This is a genomic window from Rhizobium sp. BT-226 (genome assembly GCF_025847085.2).
Taxonomy (GTDB): Bacteria; Pseudomonadota; Alphaproteobacteria; order Rhizobiales; family Rhizobiaceae; genus Rhizobium; species Rhizobium sophorae.
Map to the genome: position 1 here is coordinate 987,674 of NZ_JAOYTI010000002.1, position 17,884 is coordinate 1,005,557.

Here is a 17,884-nt window from a genome sequence, read left to right on the forward strand (position 1 = left end):
CACCGTTTCGAAATAGAAAGAACTGAAAGCTATCGTTTCAGGAATGACATGACTAAATTTCCGGATTTCGAAGGCCTGGCGATGTTTGCAAAAGTCGCCGAAGAACGTTCTTTCGCGCGGGCTGCTCAAACGCTTGGGGTGTCCGTGCCGACCGTTTCGCGTGCCGTCAGCCGGCTTGAGCACAGGCTGGGCGCAAGGCTTTTCAACCGTACTTCGCGGCAGCTCGCGTTGACGGATTTTGGCCTGCGACTGATCGACAGCGCCGCACGGATCTATGCTGAGGCCGAGGCAGCAGAAGACACAGCCCGGGAGCTTGCTACCCGGCCGAGAGGCCTCATCAGGCTAGCCGCGCCGATGGCCTTCGGCACACGCTGGCTGGCGCCCATCCTACCCGATTTTTTCGAGCTCTATCCGGACATTTCCATCGACCTGCATATGAGCGATGCCGTCGTCGATATCGTGGGAGACGGCTTTGATGCGGCGCTCCGAATTGCGGTATTGCCGGATTCATCACTGGTCGCGCGCAGGCTCACACCGGTGGATCGCTTCATTCTCGCTGCATCCGCCTACATCGATCGACATGGCGCGCCGGAACACCCTCGCGACCTGGCTGCTCACCATTGCCTCGGATACGCCTACAGACCGCGCCAAGACGTCTGGCGCTTGCGTAACAGTGAAGGTAAGGAGGAGGTCATAGTGCCAAGTGGTGCGCTCAGGGCCACCAATTCGCAAGCCTTGGTACCGATGGCGCTACGCGGCCTCGGGATCATCGAACTACCGGAATTTCTCGCGCATGACTATCTCATTGACGGCCGGCTGAAGCCAATCCTTTCCGGCTGGACGCTGCCTGCCGGCGCACTGTATTTCGTCACCCCTTCTGCTCGGAGCCGACCTGCGAAGGTCGAGGTCCTTTCCGATTTCATGGTGACAAGACTTTCAAATCCCGCCTGGCGGTGGAGGAGCTGACAGCCGCTTCAGGGTTCACGCGAAGAGAGCCAGCGGGCGATGGCAAGCCGGGCGATGAGGATGAAGCAGATGGCGAGGCTTGCGAATTTCAGCCGTGTCATCCACGGCAGCAGCTGCGTCGCAAGCGTTGAGGGCGCACCGTCGCCGAACGCGACCAGGCTCGAGATGTTCTCGCCGTAATCGGCTATGCCGTAGATGAACGGCAGCAGGTAGATCGCCTTGCCGACGAGCGGATGCACCGATTGGCCGAACCACGAACCGACGGGACCGAGCTTGAGGAAGGCAAGGAACAGTAGCGCCGTCAGCAATGCCGGAAAGATCAGCTCCGGCCCGAAATACATGGCGCGCAGCAGCCTGGTCGCCGTCTCGTTCTCATCGAGCAGCTTCTGCATGTGGAATACCGCCGACTCGTCGTAACCGGCGAAATAGGTATCGAGCACTGCCTGGCCGGTTTCGTGCTTGAAGGGAACGACGAACCCGAATGTCGTCCAGGCGAGCACGGCGAGGCAGAGGGCTGCGAGCAGCGCGACGACCCAAAGAGGAATCCCGCTGCCCGCCTTCATGATCAGAGGCCGGCGCCTGGATAGTTCGGGCTCTCGCGGGTGATCGTCACGTCATGGGCGTGGCTTTCGCGAAGACCGGCACCGGAGATGCGCACGAAAGTGGCCCGCTCCTGGAAATCCTTCAGATCCTTGCCGCCGACATAACCCATGGCCGCCTTGAGACCGCCGGCGAGCTGGTGGATGACGCCCGAAACCGGCCCCTTGTACGGCACCTGACCTTCGATGCCCTCGGGCACGAGCTTCAGCGTGTCTCGCACCTCGGCCTGGAAGTAACGGTCGGCCGAGCCGCGGGCCATGGCGCCGACGGAGCCCATGCCGCGATAGGCCTTGAAGGAACGACCCTGGTAGAGATAGACCTCGCCGGGGCTTTCATCGGTACCGGCAAGCAGCGAGCCGATCATGACGGCGGAAGCGCCGGCGGCGATCGCCTTGGCAAGATCACCGGAGAACTTGATGCCGCCATCGGCTATGACGGGCACGTCCTGATCATTCGCGGCCTGCACCGCCGACATGATGGCGGCGAGCTGGGGAACGCCGACGCCGGCGACGATGCGCGTCGTGCAGATTGAACCCGGACCGATACCGACCTTGACGGCATCCGCGCCAGCATCGATCAGCGCCCTGGTGCCGTCATAGGTGGCGACGTTGCCGGCCATGATGCGCACCGAGTTGGAAAGCTTCTTGACGCGGGTGACGGCATCGAGGACGCGCTGCGAATGACCGTGGGCGGTGTCGACGACCAGAAGGTCGACGCCGGCCTCGATCAGCCGTTCGGCGCGCTCGAAGCCGTCATCGCCGACGCTGATGGCGGCGGCGGCGCGAAGCCTGCCCTGCGCATCCTTGGAAGCATTCGGGTTCAGCTGCGACTTCTCGATATCCTTGACGGTGATGAGGCCGACGCAGCGGCCCTCGGTATCGACCACCAGCAGCTTCTCGATACGATGCGAATGCAGCAGGCGCTTGGCCTCCTGCTGGTCGACGTTTTCCTTGACGGTGACCAGATTGTCCTTGGTCATCAGCTCATGGATCTTCTGTTCCTGATCGGAAGCGAAGCGGACGTCGCGGTTGGTCAGGATGCCGACGAGGCGGCCGGACTTCTCGACGACAGGGATGCCGGAAATGCTGTAGGATTTCATGAGCCCGAGCGCATCGGCAAGCGTCGCATCGGGGCCGATCGTCACCGGATTGACGACCATCCCGCTTTCAAACTTCTTCACTTGCCGGACCTGCTCGGCCTGCTCGATCGGCGTCAGGTTGCGATGAATGACGCCGAGGCCGCCGGCCTGGGCCATGGCGATCGCCAGACGGCTCTCGGTGACGGTATCCATGGCTGAAGAGATGATCGGGATGTTGAGTTCGAAATCCCGGGCGATGCGGGTGGAGATGTTCGTCTGGCCGGGCATGACCTCGGAATGTCCCGGCTGCAGCAGCACGTCGTCGAAGGTAAGCGCGTCTGCGCCGGTTGCCGTTTCAATGATGCGTGCCATGGCCAAATTCCTTCATTTAATAAAAATGCGACCCTGCCCGGAAACGAATCGTCCGCCCCGGCGGTCTGCATGGGTTGCTTGGAAGTTGGCGAGGGCTGGTAACACGTCTATGACAGGAAGGAAATAGCAAAAAGCCCGGCATGGCCGCCGGGCTCGTCATGGCAGCCATGCATCTCGCTCAGATGTCGAATTGATAGGTCTTCGGCACGAAGCGATAACCGCCATCCTGCCTCTCGACGAAGCCGACCGCCGGGAACGGCATGTGGTAGCCGAGGAAGGCGATCTTATCGGTCGCGATCATCTCGAAAACCTTGCGGCGGCTGGCCGCCGCCTGCGCCTTGTCCATGTCGAAGCGCACCTCCCAATCCGGGCGCAGCAGCGACAGGATATAATGGTTGGCCGTGTCGCCAGCAAGCACCAGGCGCTTACCCTCGGATTCGACGTGGAACACCATATGCCCCGGGCTGTGGCCCGCTGCCAGCACCGCCGTCATGCCCGGCGCGACGCTGTCACCGTCTTTGATGAAGGTGGCTTTTTCGACAAGCGGCGTCACGTTGGCGAGTACGGCCTTATGGCCTCCTTCGGCGGGCGTGCCTTCACGGGCCTTGTTCGACCAGAAATCATACTCTGCCTGGCCGACGACATAGCGGGCATTCTTGAAAGCAGCCGCGCCGTCTTCCATCAAGCCGCCGATATGATCGCCGTGCAGATGGGTCAGCGCCACGATGGTGACATCCTCGGCCGAATACCCCGCCGCCTTCAGGCCTTCGGCAAGCTGGCCGGCGCCGCGTGCTCGGCCGGCCGCACCGAAGCCGGTATCGATGAGGATGACATCGGAACCGGTATCGATGAGAGCCGGCGTATAGCCGTTCAGGAACTTGTCAGCCGGCAGGAAATTTGCGGTGAGCAACGCCTTGACCGTTTCGGGATCCTGATTGGTGCCGAAGGTTTCGTAGGGCTTTTCTGAGATGTTGATGCCGTCGCGGACGACGGTGAACTTATAGGAACCGAGCTTAAATTGATCGATTTCGGGCAAAGGCGTTCCATCCATATTTCTGTTTTCTCCAGTCGCAGCCGCTTCGGCCTTATCTCTAAAAATTGCCGGCGCCGCAGCCAAGCCAAGGCCTGCGGCAAGAAGCGTGCGCCGCTTCATTCGCGTCGAAATTGTCATATATCCATTCTCCCATGACGTGCGGTGTGCCGCCGCTCGGCCCCAATGACGTTTCCGGCCGGATTTCTTGCCCCAGCTGGGTAAACATATGTCAATGTTGATAGCCGAGGTTGTCGGGCAAGCCGTCTCACGCAGACGTGAAGCAAACGTGTCATCGACCCGAATTGGGACCCGGATTTGGGGATTGGCAGAACCCGCAGCTGGGACTAAACAGCACCGGCCTTCCCCCGCTCCATTCCGCGCCCATCAAGGCCCCCGCCTATGAATCGCATCGTCCCGCTGATCCTTGCCGTCGCCCTCTTCATGGAACAGATGGATTCGACCGTCATTGCGACGGCGCTGCCGGCGATCGCGGCGGACCTCAATGTCGGGCCGATCACCCTGAAGCTGGCGCTGACTTCCTACATGGTGGCGCTGGCGGTATTCATCCCGGTGAGCGGCTGGATGGCCGACAGGTTCGGCGCCAAAAAAATCTTCCGCCTTGCCATCGCCGTCTTCGTCATCGGCTCGATCTTCTGCGCCATCTCGTCCAACCTCGTCGAATTCGTCTTCGCCCGCTTCCTGCAGGGCATGGGCGGCGCGATGATGACACCGGTCGGCCGCCTCGTGCTGGTGCGCACGACGCAGCGCAGCGATCTGGTCTCGGCCATGGCGCTGCTCACCATCCCCGCACTTGTCGGTCCGCTCACAGGACCGCCGCTCGGCGGCTTCATCACCACCTATTTCAGCTGGCACTGGATCTTCCTGATCAATGTGCCGGTTGGCATCGTCGGCATCTGGCTGGCGACGATCTTCCTGCCGGAGGTGGAGGCGACGGCGCCGCCGAAGCTCGATTTCACCGGTTTCGTGCTGACCTCGCTTTCGGCCGCGGGTGTCGTCTTCGGGCTGTCGGTGGTCAGTCTGCCGGCCCTGCCCCCGATCATCGGCGTCACCGCCACCTTGATCGGCCTCATCTGCGGCGTCCTCTACGTGCGCCATGCCAAGCGGCATCCGGCGCCGATCCTCAATCTCAACCTGTTCAAGAACCCGACGTTCCGGGCCTCCACCTTGGGCGGCATGCTGTTTCGCATTTGCGTCGGCGCCATGCCCTTCCTGACGCCGCTGATGCTGCAGCTCGGCTTCGGGCTGACGCCGTTTCAATCCGGCCTCATCACCTTTGCCGGCGCGATCGGGGCGATCACCACCAAGTTCATGGCAAAGCGCGTCTTCGCCGCCGCCGGCTTCCGCACCACACTTCTCGGCGCCGCCATGGTGACGACGCTCGTGACTGTTGTCACCGGCCTATTCACGCCGTCGACGCCGCACCTCGTCATCATCGGCGTGCTGCTGCTCGGCGGCTTCTCCCGCTCCTTCATGTTCACCGGCGTCAATGCGCTTGCCTTCGCCGATATCGATGATGCCGAAGCCAGCCAGGCGACATCGATGAGTTCGGTGATGCAGCAGGTCAGCCTGGCGCTCGGCGTCGCGGTCGCCGCCGCGATCCTGGAGAGCTCGATCTATTTCCGCGGCGAAGCGCTGCAAGTGGCCGATTTCCACCTCGCCTTCTACATCATCGCCGGACTGACGGTCATTGCGACCATTCCCTTCATCCGAATGGACCGCAATGCCGGCGCACTCGTTTCCGGCCACCGCTCCAAGGCAATATCGGCAGCAACTGTTGAAGCCGAACAGCATGCGGTGAAATAGGCAGCCGCTACTCCGGGTTTTCACAGACGGCGGAGAGCTTGTTGCCGTCGAGATCACGCACATAGGCGGCATAGAAATGGGCATGGTAGGAGCGCAGGCCAGGCGCGCCCTCATCCACGGCGCCTGCCGCGATTGCCGCCGCATGGAAGGCATCGACAGCTGCTTGCGTTTCGGCTGCAAGTGCCACCATGGCGCCATTGCCTGAGGTCGCCCGGCGGCGATTGAAGGGCGTCACCACCCAGAAACGGCAGCGCGTATCGCCGTCGGCGGAATAGCCGATTTCCTCTTCGGAAGAGCGCTGGCGGCGATAACCGAGGGGAGACAGCACCGCATCATAAAAATGCCCTGCGTGATAGAGGTCGTTGGTTCCGAGCGTGACGTAAAGAAGCATGGGATCAGCGGTTCAAATCCTGACAGCGCCACGCGTCCTTTTGGACCCACAAGGGACGCGGCAACGCTTTCCATTGCTGCCTATTTTATCCTTAAATCGATCCCGATTTAAGGAATTATGCAGTCGATCGCCATCATCCGTCAGGACCGGCCCGAAGATCAAGCTTCTTCTGCTTCGCCTTCGGCCTTGCGCCCCTTGAACCCCTTGGCCAGCAGGAACATCTCGACCGATTCGGCGCGCGACGAGTTCGGCTTGACATGGACGACCTGGCGAAAGTTCTGCTTCAGCATGGCGAGCAGCTCACGCTCGGTGCCGCCCTGAAAGGTCTTGGTGAGGAAATGCCCGCCTTCCTGGAGCACTTCGACGGCGAAATGTGCCGCGACTTCGCAGAGATGCATGGTGCGCAGATGATCGGTGCGATGGTGGCCGGTGGTTGGTGCAGCCATGTCCGATATGACAAGATCGGGCGTGCCGCCGACCGCCTCCAACAGCTTTTCCGGCGCCGTCGGATCAAGGAAATCGAGCTGCAGGATCTTGACCCCCGGCAGCTGGGTCATTTCAAGGAAATCGATCGCAGCCACACGAATATCATCATCCGTCGAGCCAGTGACCTTGGCTGCGATCTGCGACCAACTGCCGGGGGCAGCGCCGAGATCGATGATGCGCCTGGCGCCGCGCAGGATGTGGTGTTTCTCATCGATCTCCAGCAGCTTGAAGGCGGCACGAGCGCGATATCCCTCAAGCTGGGCGCGCTGCACATAGGGATCGTTGATGTGACGCTCCAGCCATTGGCGGGAGGAGGCCTTCATCTTCTTGTTCTTGACGCGCTGGCCGAGCTTGCGGCCGGTACGGTTTCCCGCGATCGGTGCCTTGGTCATGCCTTTTCCTTATCTCACGATCTCACGCGCTGGCCGCGGCGGTTGCGGTTGCGCCGCCACACGCCGTCATCGGCCATCATGTCGGTGAGCAAGCCTTCCCTCAAGCCGCGATCGGCAACGCGCATGCGCGGGCTCGGCCAGCGGCGGCGGATCGCCTCGAGAATGGCGCAGCCGGCGAGCACCAGATCGGCCCGATCAGGCCCGATGCAGGGATTGGCGGCGCGGCTTGCGAAATCCCAGGAGAGAAGCTTTGCCTGCATGGCGGAGACCTCATCGTCGGACAGCCAGATGCCATCGACCTTGCGCCGGTCATAACGCGGCAGGTCGAGATGCACGCCGGCAAGCGTCGTCACCGTGCCCGATGTGCCGATCAGGTGAAAGTCGCCGGTCTGGGCGACCTCGATCTCCGGGCAATCGAAGCGTCCAAGCATGCCTTCGACTTCGCGCACCATGCCTTCGAAGGCCTCCGGCGTGACGTCGTGCCCGCCATGGCGCTCCGACAGCGTCACGACGCCGACCGGCAGCGAGGTCCAGTGGGTGATGTGATTGGCAAGGCGGCTGAAGCGGTTGTCGCCGATACGGATGACGGCGATCTCCGACGAGCCGCCGCCGATATCGAAGAGCACGACGGAGCGCGTCTCGCGACCGACCAGCGAGGAGCAGCCGGAGACGGCAAGCCGCGCCTCTGTCTCGCGATCGATGATTTCGAGCGCAAGGCCGGTTTCGGCAACGACCCGGCTGAGGAATTCCTCGCCATTGACGGCCTGGCGGCAGGCTTCGGTGGCGATCAGCCGCATGCGGCGGATCTCCCGGCTCCTGAGCTTGGAAGCGCAGATCCTCAACGCCTCGATCGCCCGCTCCATCGCCTCATCCGACAGACGACCGCTGGCCGCAAGGCCTTCGCCCAGGCGTACGATGCGGGAAAAGGCGTCGACGACGCGAAATTGTCCCGGACGGGTCGGCTGGGCAATGAGGAGACGGCAATTGTTGGTGCCGAGATCGAGGGCAGCGTAGAGCTCCTCGGGCCACATATGCTCGCCGGTCTGACGATCCCCCTGCCCGGAACTGGAATGGCTTTCCTGGCGGCCCCTGCGGTTGGCGCTCGCGCCATTCAGTGTTTCACGCAGTTCGGCCCTGAGCACCGTTTCTTCTGCGCGGCTTTCCTGTTGCTGGGCACCTGATGGTTTTGTCGATGTCAGCGGCCGGCCCTGCAGGCCACGCTTGCCTCGATGCTTGCGGCGATTGCGCCGGCTCGGTGCCGAATCACCATCGGAGCGGGCGATATTGCCCGCCCCCGCCGTCTGATCCATCGTCTGAGGATGAGGTAAACCTTCCTGCGCAGCACCATGGCCACCACGACGGCGACGCTTGCGCTTGCGGGCCGGATTCCCGGCTGCATCTTCTATCGGGCGCGCAGGCTGTCCGGCACCGCCGGAAGGCTCATGCGAAGCGGGATGAGCCGCGTTGCGGGATTGCCCGCCACGCTTGCCCTTGCGGCGCCTGGACTTCTTGCCGTCCTTGCGCCCTGCCGCCGACGCCCCGTCAAATTGCAGCTTTGCGCCGCCTTCGGGGTCTTCCACGTTATTTTTCCACCGCGCCGCGCAAGTCCTGGGATATGCAGCAGGCGCTCATTCGATTTTTGCGTTGCCGCAAGAATATCAGCGCCCGCCGAAATCGCCAAATTCTTTTTTGGACCAAGGGATTTGCGGCGGTTTTCAGCTTTCCGCGGCAGCACCGATTTTTTTCAAAACAGCTATTTGCAATTCCCCGGCTTTTGGTTATAAGCGCCGCACACCAGCCGACCGCCCGCCGGTTCGCTTATGCTGGGGAATAGTTCAATGGTAGAACGACGGACTCTGACTCCGTTAATCTTGGTTCGAATCCAGGTTCCCCAGCCAATGTTTTACTAAGCGATTGATTTTACGGCAAAACGGGTTTGCTTTTATCTGCCCTCCCCGTCCCCTCCTCCAATGCCTGCTTCCTTTTCGCTGCCCTGATGACTTGGATCGATTGGCGCAGCATGTCGGCGAATCCGACATCGTGGCTTGGGCGAGCATCTTGCAGCATCTACGCATTACACGCGCCCATTTCGATTTTAGTTGATTTCGGGCGCGCCGTGGTGGGCAGCGACGGTAGGCGCTATTGGCGCCGGCCTGACGTCTTGTCGCTTCTGGAACGGCCGATAGACAAAATTGGTCAGCGACTGGGAAAACAAATTAGGCTTCCGGAATGCTGATTTACAACAGCGCAGAAAATAAAGATTGAAATCGGCCGCGCCCGCAAATCTTTTATCAGGCCATACTGTTCTCCCTCCAAGATCTCTGTGTTAGGCAGCCCAAAAGCGCCAATGTTGGGCGCGACAAAGTTACGCTCTGGATATCGAAGGCAGGCGCTAGCATTGAAGGTTTACAGACCAGAGATCGATGGCCTAAGGGCCATATCGGTGATCGCGGTTATTCTGTATCACGCCGAGTTCACGGTTGCCGGCCACACGTTGTTGCAGGGCGGATACATCGGCGTCGATGTATTTTTTGTGATCAGCGGCTTTCTGATTTCCCAAATCTTGTTGACAGAAATCGAAGCAACCGGGCGTATTGATTTCCTTAAATTCTACGCTCGGCGTGCGCGAAGAATTCTTCCTGCGTTGTTCGCAGTCATTTTCGCGACAATTCCTTTCGCTTATTGCCTTTTACTACCATCGGAACTGCTGGATTACGCGAACTCCATAGGTTCGGCGCTCATATTTGGATCGAATATCTATTTCTATTTAACGGCGGCTCTGTACGGAGAGCCCAGCACCCTTCTCAAGCCTTTTCTGCACACTTGGTCGTTGAGCGTCGAGGAGCAATTTTATATCGGGTTTCCGTTCTTATTGCTGATCGTGCTCCGATACCTGAAATCAAGATTTTTGCCATGCGTCTTGCTCGTGGCATCACTCAGCTTTGTATTATGTGTCTTAATTGTACGGTATGATCAGCAGCAGGCCTTCTACTCGCCGCTCACCCGGGCCTGGGAACTGCTGGCCGGAACACTTCTCGCCTATCATGAGGTGAGGCGTGGACGAACTCGCCCTCGGCCGTTCCTCGCGGCGGCCGGGCTTGTCCTCGTTCTTGGTTCACTCATCTTTTTTGGAAAGGATACGGTTCATCCTGGCCGGTTGACTTTGATCCCAGTCATCGGGACCTGTCTGGTGCTCGCATTCGCCGGTCAGCAGAACGCAGCCGGGCGCCTGTTGGCTTCTCGGCCTGCGGCATTCACCGGATTAATATCCTACTCCTTATATTTGTGGCACTATCCGGTCTTCGCCTTCTGGCGGTTGACAAGCTTGAATTTCGACAATGGTGACAAGCTTCTCGCCATCGCAGTGACGGTCCTGGTCGCGGTCGTCAGCTTTGTCGTCATCGAAAAGCCCTTTCGCCACACCAGGAGAAGCCGCGCTCTCTGGATCACCCTGAGCTCATCAGTTGCAACCATCGCGGCTGCTGTCCTGTCAGCAATCTCTATGGCCGGTTTTCCTCACAGGCTGGATGAAGTCTATTCACCTCTCGCACAGGCGAACGAAGCACGGCTCGAAAGCACTTTTCTAAGCCTGAACGACAACATTCAAGCTGCGAAACCCATTATCTTCATCATCGGGGACTCGCACGCCAGAAACTGGTCAATCGCGCTGAAAAATTACATCGATACCGACCGATATCAAATCGTGGCAGTCAGCTACTTGAACTGCATGGTAGAGATCAAGAACGATATTGTTAAGGCCCCCTCTCGCGCCAGCATTTACGATAAATACTGCATTCCCTTTGAAAAATATATCAACGACAAGTCATTGCTCAGCCGAACGAAAGCGATATTCCTCACGAGCCTTCGGCCTTTTGAGTACACCGTCAACCCCTTCAGGTTTGAGCTTCTTTCCTGGATGAAAAGCCACTCGGATGACGCGCGAATTTTCGTTTTCGGAAATTATTTCCAGCTCGAGGAATCGCAATCGTGCCTGGGGCTCATGTTTCAGAGAAGATCCGATGCCTCTATATGCCTGCGGGAAGCGACCTATCCGCCGGCCAACCAGCATTTGGATCAACTGCCATTTTTCCCATCTCATCTTGCTTTCACCTACGTCGATATCGTCAAGCTTCACTGTGATTACGACAAGGAGAAATGCCTCACGAGCAGCAGGGGTGTTCCGTTCATCACAGACTGGAACCATCTGACAGCCGAATTTCTGACGACCCTGATCGGTGACATTCTGGAAAAGAGAACCGCCGACCTGCGGGGCGACGGTCTCCTCGATTTCCTGGTACCGCCGCACGCCAGGCAATCCGAACGAACTGCAAGTTCTCAGCCGAACGCTGGTCGAACGTCTTCCGCTTCTCCATGAGATTGAGCGGACAGACGCCGGGAACGACGGTGAAATTGGTGTTCAAGTCCGGACTTTCGGCATACCCCATCGTCTCGATCAAGGGCAGCAGCCACGTCGCCTAAAGCTGACGGCTCACACGTCACGCCAATCGCCGCCCTTTGGAGTTCTGGATGCCCGACCTATTGTTGCGCCACGGCGGCGTTACCTTCGAACTGCAGAAACCAATCATACACTGCGCGGATACCTTCCTCCAGCGAGATGCGTGGCTTCCAGCCCATGTTCTTCAGCTTGTCGGTGCTCATGAGCTTACGCGGCGTCCCGTCAGGCTTGGAGAGGTCGTGGGCAATTTTTCCTTCGTAACCGACAACACGGCAAACCAACCGCGCGAGCTCGATGATTTCAATGTCCTCTCCCGAACCGACATTGATGTGCTGCGCGTCCGAATAGTTCTTCAACAGGAAAACCAGCGCATCCGCGCAATCGTCAACGTGGAGGAATTCCCGTCGTGGCTTTCCGGTTCCCCAGATGGCAATTTCGGATGCCCCCGTCACCTTTGCGAGGTGCGCTTTGTGAATTAGCGCCGGCAGAACGTGACTGGATTGCAGATCGAAATTATCGCCCGGACCATAGAGGTTGGTGGGCATGGCAGAAATATAATCGCGTCCGTGCTGCTTGCGGTAGGATTCGGCCAGCTTGATCCCGGCAATCTTGGCGACAGCATACCACTCGTTGGTCGGCTCAAGCGGTCCGGTCAGAAGCGCATCTTCAGAAATCGGCTGCGGCGCGAATTTAGGATAAATGCAGCTTGAGCCCAGAAACAGAAGCCTGTCGACGCCGTTACGATGTGCGGCTTCGAAGATATTGGCCTCAATAATCAGGTTATCGTAGAGGAAATCGGCCGGGAAGGCATCGTTCGCAAGAATACCGCCAACCTTTGCAGCAGCGAGGATGATCGCATCCGGTCTGTTCGTCTGGACGAATCTCTCGACCTCGTCCTGCCGTTTGAGATCAAGCTCCTGTCGCGTTGCCGTGATGACAGTGCAATTTTCTGAGTGAAGCCTGCGCACAAGCGCGCTGCCCACCATGCCGCGATGGCCGGCGACCCAGATTTTCCTGTTGGACAAGTCGGACACTCAGCTATCTTTCCTGCTGTTCAGGGCCTTCCAGTGCTTGATATCTTCACGCACCATTTCGGCGGCGAGTTCGCGAACCGGGGTCTTGTGGTGCCAGCCCAATTTCTGACGTGCCTTGGTCGGGTCGCCAAGCAAAAGGTCGACTTCCGTCGGGCGGAAATACCGCGGGTCGATTTCCACAAGGCAGGCGCCGGACACGGAGTCATAACCCTTTTCGTCGACGCCGGACCCCTTCCATTCCAAAGCAATGCCCACGTCGGCAAAAGCCCACTCCACAAACTGGCGGACACTCGTCGTCTCACCGGTCGCCAAGACGTAGTCATCCGGCTTGTCCTGCTGCAGCATGCGCCACATGCCCTCGACATATTCACGCGCGTGGCCCCAGTCACGCTTGGCGTCGAGATTGCCGAGGAAAAGCTTATCCTGCCGCCCCAGATGGATGGCAGCCACCGCCATCGTGATCTTGCGCGTGACGAAGGTTTCGCCGCGAAGCGGGCTTTCGTGATTGAAAAGAATGCCGTTCGACGCATGCATGCCGTAGGCCTCGCGATAATTCACGACGATCCAGTAGGCATAGAGCTTGGCTGCGGCATAGGGAGAACGCGGGTAAAAGGGCGTCTTCTCGTTCTGCGGCACTTCCTGCACAAGACCGTAGAGTTCCGAGGTCGATGCCTGGTAGAATCGAGTCTTTTCCTCAAGCCCCAGGATACGGATCGCTTCGAGCAACCTCAACGTCCCGATGCCATCGGCATCCGCCGTATATTCAGGCGTTTCGAAGCTGACACCCACATGGCTTTGTGCGGCAAGATTGTAGATTTCATCGGGCTGCGTCTGCTGCACGATCCGCAGCAGGTTGGTCGAGTCGATCATATCGCCATAGTGGAGAATGAAGCGAGGATGTGCCTCATGCGGATCCTGATAGATATGTTCGATGCGGCCGGTATTAAAAGACGAGGACCGCCGCTTGATACCGTGCACCGTATAGCCCTTGCTCAGAAGCAATTCGGCCAAATAGGCACCATCCTGACCAGTCACCCCAGTAATAAGCGCGGTTTTTGTCATTTTCTACGCCGTCTTTCGATGCAATCTTCGGGATGTGTTTATGGAAACGGCCGAACTAGCGCAACCCCCATGTAACCGAGCAAGGCAATCGAAATGGCCATCGCGGATCTCTGCGGTTGACGTGGGACTGGCACAATGAGACTAGAGTTTTCCAAATTATCAGATCTCCAAGGGGGAAAATATGATCCTGGTGACGGGAGGGGCAGGTTTCATCGGTGCGAATTTCGTACTCGATTGGCTTGCGCTTCATGATGAGCCGATCGTCAACCTCGATGTGCTGACCTATGCCGGCAACCTGGAGAACCTCGCCTCCGTCTGGGAGGACCCGCGCCATCTGTTCGTCAAAGGCAGCATCTCGGACTATGATCTTATCGAAGAATTGCTCCGCTCCCATCGTCCTCGCGCAATCCTGAATTTCGCTGCCGAAAGTCACGTCGATCGATCGATCCACGGGCCTGAGGAATTTATCCAGACGAATATTGTCGGTACTTTTCGCCTGTTGGAGGCTATCCGCGGATTTCTTGCCTCACAGGATGAAGCCTTCCAAGAGAGCTTCCGTTTTCTTCACGTGTCGACGGACGAAGTCTACGGTTCGCTTGCCCCGGCGGAGGCTCCCTTCAGCGAGCATCGCAAATACGAACCCAACAGCCCTTATTCCGCAAGCAAGGCAGCGAGCGATCATCTGGTTCGCGCCTATCATCACACCTACGGGTTACCGGTTCTGACGACGAACTGTTCGAACAATTATGGTCCCTATCATTTTCCCGAGAAGCTTATTCCCCTGGTCATTCATAATGCACTCTCGGGAAAGCAGATCCCAATCTACGGCGACGGGATGCAGGTGCGCGACTGGCTGTTCGTCAAGGACCACTGCAGCGCGATCCGGTGCGTTATGGAGAATGGAAAGGTTGGGGACACCTATAATGTCGGCGGCAGAAACGAGCTGACCAATCTATCGGTGGTCAATACGCTCTGCGAGATCCTTGATGAATTGAGGCCCCTGCCACGCGGGGCGAGCTACAAGGCCCAGATCTCCTTTGTGCGTGATCGGCCCGGTCATGATCGCCGTTACGCCATCGATGCGACCAAGATCGAGCGAGAGTTGGACTGGCGCCCGGTCGAAACATTCGAGACCGGCATTCGTAAGACCGTCGAATGGTATCTCGCCAACCAAGCATGGGTGGAAAACGTCACAAGCGGCGGCTACCGCCAATGGATCGACCGCCAGTATCAATAACGGGTCGGAGGCAAGGCCCCTCCTCGCGAGCATGACGTCAATACCTGATGAAATTGTGCAGGAAGCGTTTAACCGGCAGGGGAACATGACGTTGCACCCATCTGCGCGCCATGACCTTGAAAAAGGGGCGAAGGCCGCCGGAAAAGCCTGGAGAAATCGTCCTGATCACCTTCAGGGCTCGCATCAGCGCGCGCTCGTAAGTCTCGTAAACAGCCGCCGGCTCTTCGCAAACGGCGGTGTAGAAAGTCGACAATCGATCGAACATGCCATTGGTCAGCAACTGAAACTGGTGAAAGTGATAAAAAATCAGAGGCGAACCATCGACCTCGATCTTGCCTGATGCATTCTGCGTAAAATGCAGCTTTTCGTAATTCCAGGGAGCAACCCCAGCTCCCGGATGCTCGATGATATGGCAATTCGGATAGAGATCCGGCCATTCGTCCAGATATTTCTGGTCACCCATTTTTCCGTCTTCCAGGCGATAGTAGCACCATTCGATGCACTGCTCGCGCCAGCGCGCAAGGCAGCGCATTCCCTCTTCATCGCGTCGGAAACTCACCCATTCCACACAGAAGCGGCCGTTTACTTCCCTGTTCTGCAGCCGCGGGGCAAAGCGGTGTTCGATAATGGCGATGGAACTAGCACCGATCTCATCAAAAATTGGACGGAGCGGTGAATAGAACAGCAGATCGGAGTCGAGATAGGTGATGAAATCGATTTCCGGGTGCTGCTCCAGCACGAAACTCGGCAGACACGGCGACAAGGTCCAGCAATATTCAGCGACGCCGCGCGATTTCTTAGCTTCGAGGAGTTCCGGCGTCTCGAGATCGGCAAGTGCAATGCAAGTGATGTAGGACCTCTTGGAGGCGATCAAAATATCCTGCGTCTGCTGGTCCATGCAAAGCACAAAGACATGCGCGTCGGGGCACCACTGGACGAGGCTCTCCATCATGGCCATCCCCTTGATGAGATAACCGCTGTCGAAAAGGGTACAAAAGTAGTTCGTCATGACTGGGATTGTTTCCTGCACAAATAAGTGCGGCTTGCATTGCCCTTGCTACTGTCACGTGGATCGGCGCTCTCGTTGAGCGTGAAGGTCGCCTGGACTTCCAGGCGATGAACGCGAAACATATCCAATAGCTGCGGCTCGGAAAAATGGATCTCTATGGTCTCGACCCCATAGGCTTGCTTGCGGAAATACTTGGTCGGTTCTCCATAGACAACAGGCGTACGGTGAAAAATCACGTATTTCTTGGCAACGCGGGCGCTCTCTGCGATTGCCGCTTCATAGTCGGGAATATGCAGCAGACAGCATCCCGAGACCACGACATCGAAAGCTTCATCCTGGTAGCTGAGCCGAGTCGCATCCTCCACGTCGAATGACAGTCTCGGGTAGATGCTGCGCGCCATATCGATGAAAGCGTCGGAATAATCACAGCCCCGATAGCGCAAAGGCAAGCCATCCACCTCAAGCACTTCGGAATAATATCCGCTGGAACAGCCGATTTCGAGCAGCGAGCCATTCGCCGGCAGGTTTTCGATTCTGCGCAACGCGGCGGTAAAAACATCGAATACATCGATGGAAGCACCGCTGCGATATTCCTTCAGCTGGCGCTCGACAAGGGTCCTCTGACGTGCTGGTAGATCACTCGCTTTCCAAGATGCAGCAAGCCGCGAACTTTCACTGTCTCTACGAGCCGCGTCTATCTCGACATAGTGTGATGATACGGATGTCGCAGGCAACAGATGTTCACGCAATCGCTTCAACTGGCTCTTCACTCCCGGAAAGCGATTGAGACTCGCGCGCAGAAACGACATCAGCCCTGTCCCCCCAGATATCGCTCAAGGATCGGCATCAGTTCTTCCATTCTCGACTTGTAGGTGTGGTCCTTCAGCGTCCTCGCCTGACCAGCCTTTGCGATCGCATCGGCCTCGTCGGGATGGTCTATATAGTGGCGGATAAGTTCAGCCGCCTCCTCAGGGCTGGAATAGGCAACCACCTCCTTGCCGACCTCGAATATCTCACCGAGATTATCCTTCCTGTCGGTTATGAGCAGCGATCCGACACCGGTCGCCTCGTAGAGCCGCATGTTGTTGGCATTGTTCTCGGCAACGTTGATATGCCGGTTGACGGTGATCCGGCTGCGCGCCAGAGCACGATACATATCCGGACCCCAGACTTCGCCATTATGGCGTTTTCGAATCGGAGAGGAGCGCGGAAGCGTCCTGGCACCGTAGCCGAAAAATTGTATCGGCGTCGTGTTGGCAAGATGTTCGAGCAAGGGGATCGCCTTGCCATGATGGCGGCTTATGCCCCCGACGAAGCTCACCGGCACATCACGCGCGATATCGCCAAGGATATCGAGCACCCGCGTATCGAAGCCAATCCTGAAATATTCGGATTTTATCCCCATCTCGCGAAAACGCGGCACGAAATGAGGGAAGGATGTCAGAATGAGGTCATAGGGCCGCAGAAAGCCGTCGGGCGGCAATGGACAAGCGATCTGCCCCACGATCAATGGTACAGTCTTTTTCAGCTCTGCCAGGGCATGAGGCGGAAAGAAGCTGAGATCCTGGCAATAGAGTACATCCGGCTTGAATGCGCGGACCCGCGCCATCGCGACCTCGAGCAAGCCAGGGAGGGCAGCAAGGCGCGCGCCGATATAAGGCAGCCTGAAAAACCGATGCGGCAACTTCATCGCCCAAGGGCTGAATGGTTCGCTGTTCTCTCGCGCCCAAGCCGATTGAAGCGGCACACAATTGCCGACGATATCGATGACGTCGCACCCCAGTTCCTTCAGGTGGCGCGAATAAAAATCGGACGTGCCGAACGCTGCCTCAAGCAGTGCGTCCGTCTGCCTTTGGGAAGAGGCCGACCTCAGATCATGATTGCGACGATAATGCATCGTCAGAAATCGGGAATAGTAGGTATCGAATACGGCAATCCGCATGA

At 58.4% G+C, this 17,884-nt stretch carries 15 protein-coding genes and 1 tRNA gene; 5 read left to right on the forward strand and 11 right to left on the reverse strand.

Annotation, left to right across the window (positions count from 1 at the left end):
- Nucleotides 1-48 precede the first annotated feature (48 nt).
- The gene (locus tag OIU37_RS15125) at nucleotides 49-966 is read left to right on the forward strand and encodes a LysR family transcriptional regulator (RefSeq protein WP_171602161.1); all 918 of its coding nucleotides are present in this window, start codon (nucleotides 49-51) and stop codon (nucleotides 964-966) included.
- 8 nt (nucleotides 967-974) lie between these two features.
- Here the strand turns inward: OIU37_RS15125 and OIU37_RS15130 are convergent, their stop codons facing one another.
- The 3 genes from OIU37_RS15130 to OIU37_RS15140 all read right to left on the reverse strand — a co-directional run bounded on the left by OIU37_RS15130 (nucleotide 975) and on the right by OIU37_RS15140 (nucleotide 4,187).
- Nucleotides 975-1,529, reverse strand: a complete 555-nt coding sequence (locus tag OIU37_RS15130) for a hypothetical protein (RefSeq protein ID WP_168311475.1) — start codon at nucleotides 1,527-1,529, stop codon at nucleotides 975-977.
- A 2-nt stretch (nucleotides 1,530-1,531) separates the two neighbouring features.
- Nucleotides 1,532-3,016: an IMP dehydrogenase gene (gene guaB / locus OIU37_RS15135; protein WP_128440017.1), complete on the reverse strand. Its 1,485-nt coding sequence runs from the start codon at nucleotides 3,014-3,016 to the stop codon at nucleotides 1,532-1,534.
- 178 nt (nucleotides 3,017-3,194) lie between these two features.
- A complete protein-coding gene (locus OIU37_RS15140; protein ID WP_264257989.1) occupies nucleotides 3,195-4,187 on the reverse strand; it encodes an MBL fold metallo-hydrolase in 993 nt (330 codons plus the stop codon).
- A 261-nt stretch (nucleotides 4,188-4,448) separates the two neighbouring features.
- Here OIU37_RS15140 and OIU37_RS15145 point away from each other — a divergent pair, with 261 nt between their 5' ends.
- Nucleotides 4,449-5,873 carry a DHA2 family efflux MFS transporter permease subunit gene (locus OIU37_RS15145; protein ID WP_171601526.1) on the forward strand — a complete coding sequence of 475 codons (1,425 nt, stop codon included), beginning with the start codon at nucleotides 4,449-4,451 and terminating at the stop codon, nucleotides 5,871-5,873.
- Between the two features lie 7 nt (nucleotides 5,874-5,880).
- Here OIU37_RS15145 and OIU37_RS15150 read toward each other — a convergent pair whose 3' ends face one another.
- The 3 genes from OIU37_RS15150 to OIU37_RS15160 form a co-directional block, all read right to left on the reverse strand.
- Nucleotides 5,881-6,264 (reverse strand): VOC family protein, encoded by a 384-nt coding sequence (locus tag OIU37_RS15150; protein WP_264257990.1) that lies wholly within the window; start codon nucleotides 6,262-6,264, stop codon nucleotides 5,881-5,883.
- A gap of 158 nt (nucleotides 6,265-6,422) precedes the next feature.
- Nucleotides 6,423-7,142, reverse strand: coding sequence for an RlmE family RNA methyltransferase (locus tag OIU37_RS15155; protein WP_018497452.1), 720 nt, complete (start codon nucleotides 7,140-7,142; stop codon nucleotides 6,423-6,425).
- Nucleotides 7,143-7,156: 14 nt separating this feature from the next.
- Nucleotides 7,157-8,722 (reverse strand): exopolyphosphatase, encoded by a 1,566-nt coding sequence (locus tag OIU37_RS15160; protein WP_264257991.1) that lies wholly within the window; start codon nucleotides 8,720-8,722, stop codon nucleotides 7,157-7,159.
- A gap of 244 nt (nucleotides 8,723-8,966) precedes the next feature.
- On the opposite strand from OIU37_RS15160, the gene OIU37_RS15165 reads away from it, so the two are divergent.
- Nucleotides 8,967-9,040 (forward strand) — tRNA-Gln (locus OIU37_RS15165).
- A 500-nt stretch (nucleotides 9,041-9,540) separates the two neighbouring features.
- A complete protein-coding gene (locus OIU37_RS15170) occupies nucleotides 9,541-11,517 on the forward strand; it encodes an acyltransferase family protein (RefSeq protein WP_264257992.1) in 1,977 nt (658 codons plus the stop codon).
- 161 nt (nucleotides 11,518-11,678) lie between these two features.
- Here OIU37_RS15170 and OIU37_RS15175 read toward each other — a convergent pair whose 3' ends face one another.
- A complete protein-coding gene (locus OIU37_RS15175; protein WP_264257993.1) occupies nucleotides 11,679-12,632 on the reverse strand; it encodes a GDP-L-fucose synthase in 954 nt (317 codons plus the stop codon).
- Nucleotides 12,633-13,694 (reverse strand): GDP-mannose 4,6-dehydratase, encoded by a 1,062-nt coding sequence (gene gmd / locus OIU37_RS15180; RefSeq protein WP_168317439.1) that lies wholly within the window; start codon nucleotides 13,692-13,694, stop codon nucleotides 12,633-12,635.
- A 181-nt stretch (nucleotides 13,695-13,875) separates the two neighbouring features.
- Here gmd and rfbB point away from each other — a divergent pair, with 181 nt between their 5' ends.
- Nucleotides 13,876-14,931: a dTDP-glucose 4,6-dehydratase gene (rfbB, locus tag OIU37_RS15185; protein ID WP_180693718.1), complete on the forward strand. Its 1,056-nt coding sequence runs from the start codon at nucleotides 13,876-13,878 to the stop codon at nucleotides 14,929-14,931.
- Nucleotides 14,932-14,968: 37 nt separating this feature from the next.
- On the opposite strand, the gene OIU37_RS15190 is transcribed toward rfbB, so the two are convergent.
- The 3 genes from OIU37_RS15190 to OIU37_RS15200 are packed head-to-tail and all read right to left on the reverse strand — an operon-like array spanning nucleotide 14,969 to nucleotide 17,882.
- A complete protein-coding gene (locus tag OIU37_RS15190; RefSeq protein ID WP_180693719.1) occupies nucleotides 14,969-15,940 on the reverse strand; it encodes a hypothetical protein in 972 nt (323 codons plus the stop codon).
- A complete protein-coding gene (locus OIU37_RS15195) occupies nucleotides 15,937-16,749 on the reverse strand; it encodes a class I SAM-dependent methyltransferase (protein WP_264257994.1) in 813 nt (270 codons plus the stop codon). Before OIU37_RS15195 ends, OIU37_RS15190 begins: the two co-directional genes overlap by 4 nt.
- Nucleotides 16,749-17,882 carry a glycosyltransferase gene (locus OIU37_RS15200; RefSeq protein ID WP_180693721.1) on the reverse strand — a complete coding sequence of 378 codons (1,134 nt, stop codon included), beginning with the start codon at nucleotides 17,880-17,882 and terminating at the stop codon, nucleotides 16,749-16,751. Before OIU37_RS15200 ends, OIU37_RS15195 begins: the two co-directional genes overlap by 1 nt.
- Between the last annotated feature and the right edge of the window lie 2 nt (nucleotides 17,883-17,884).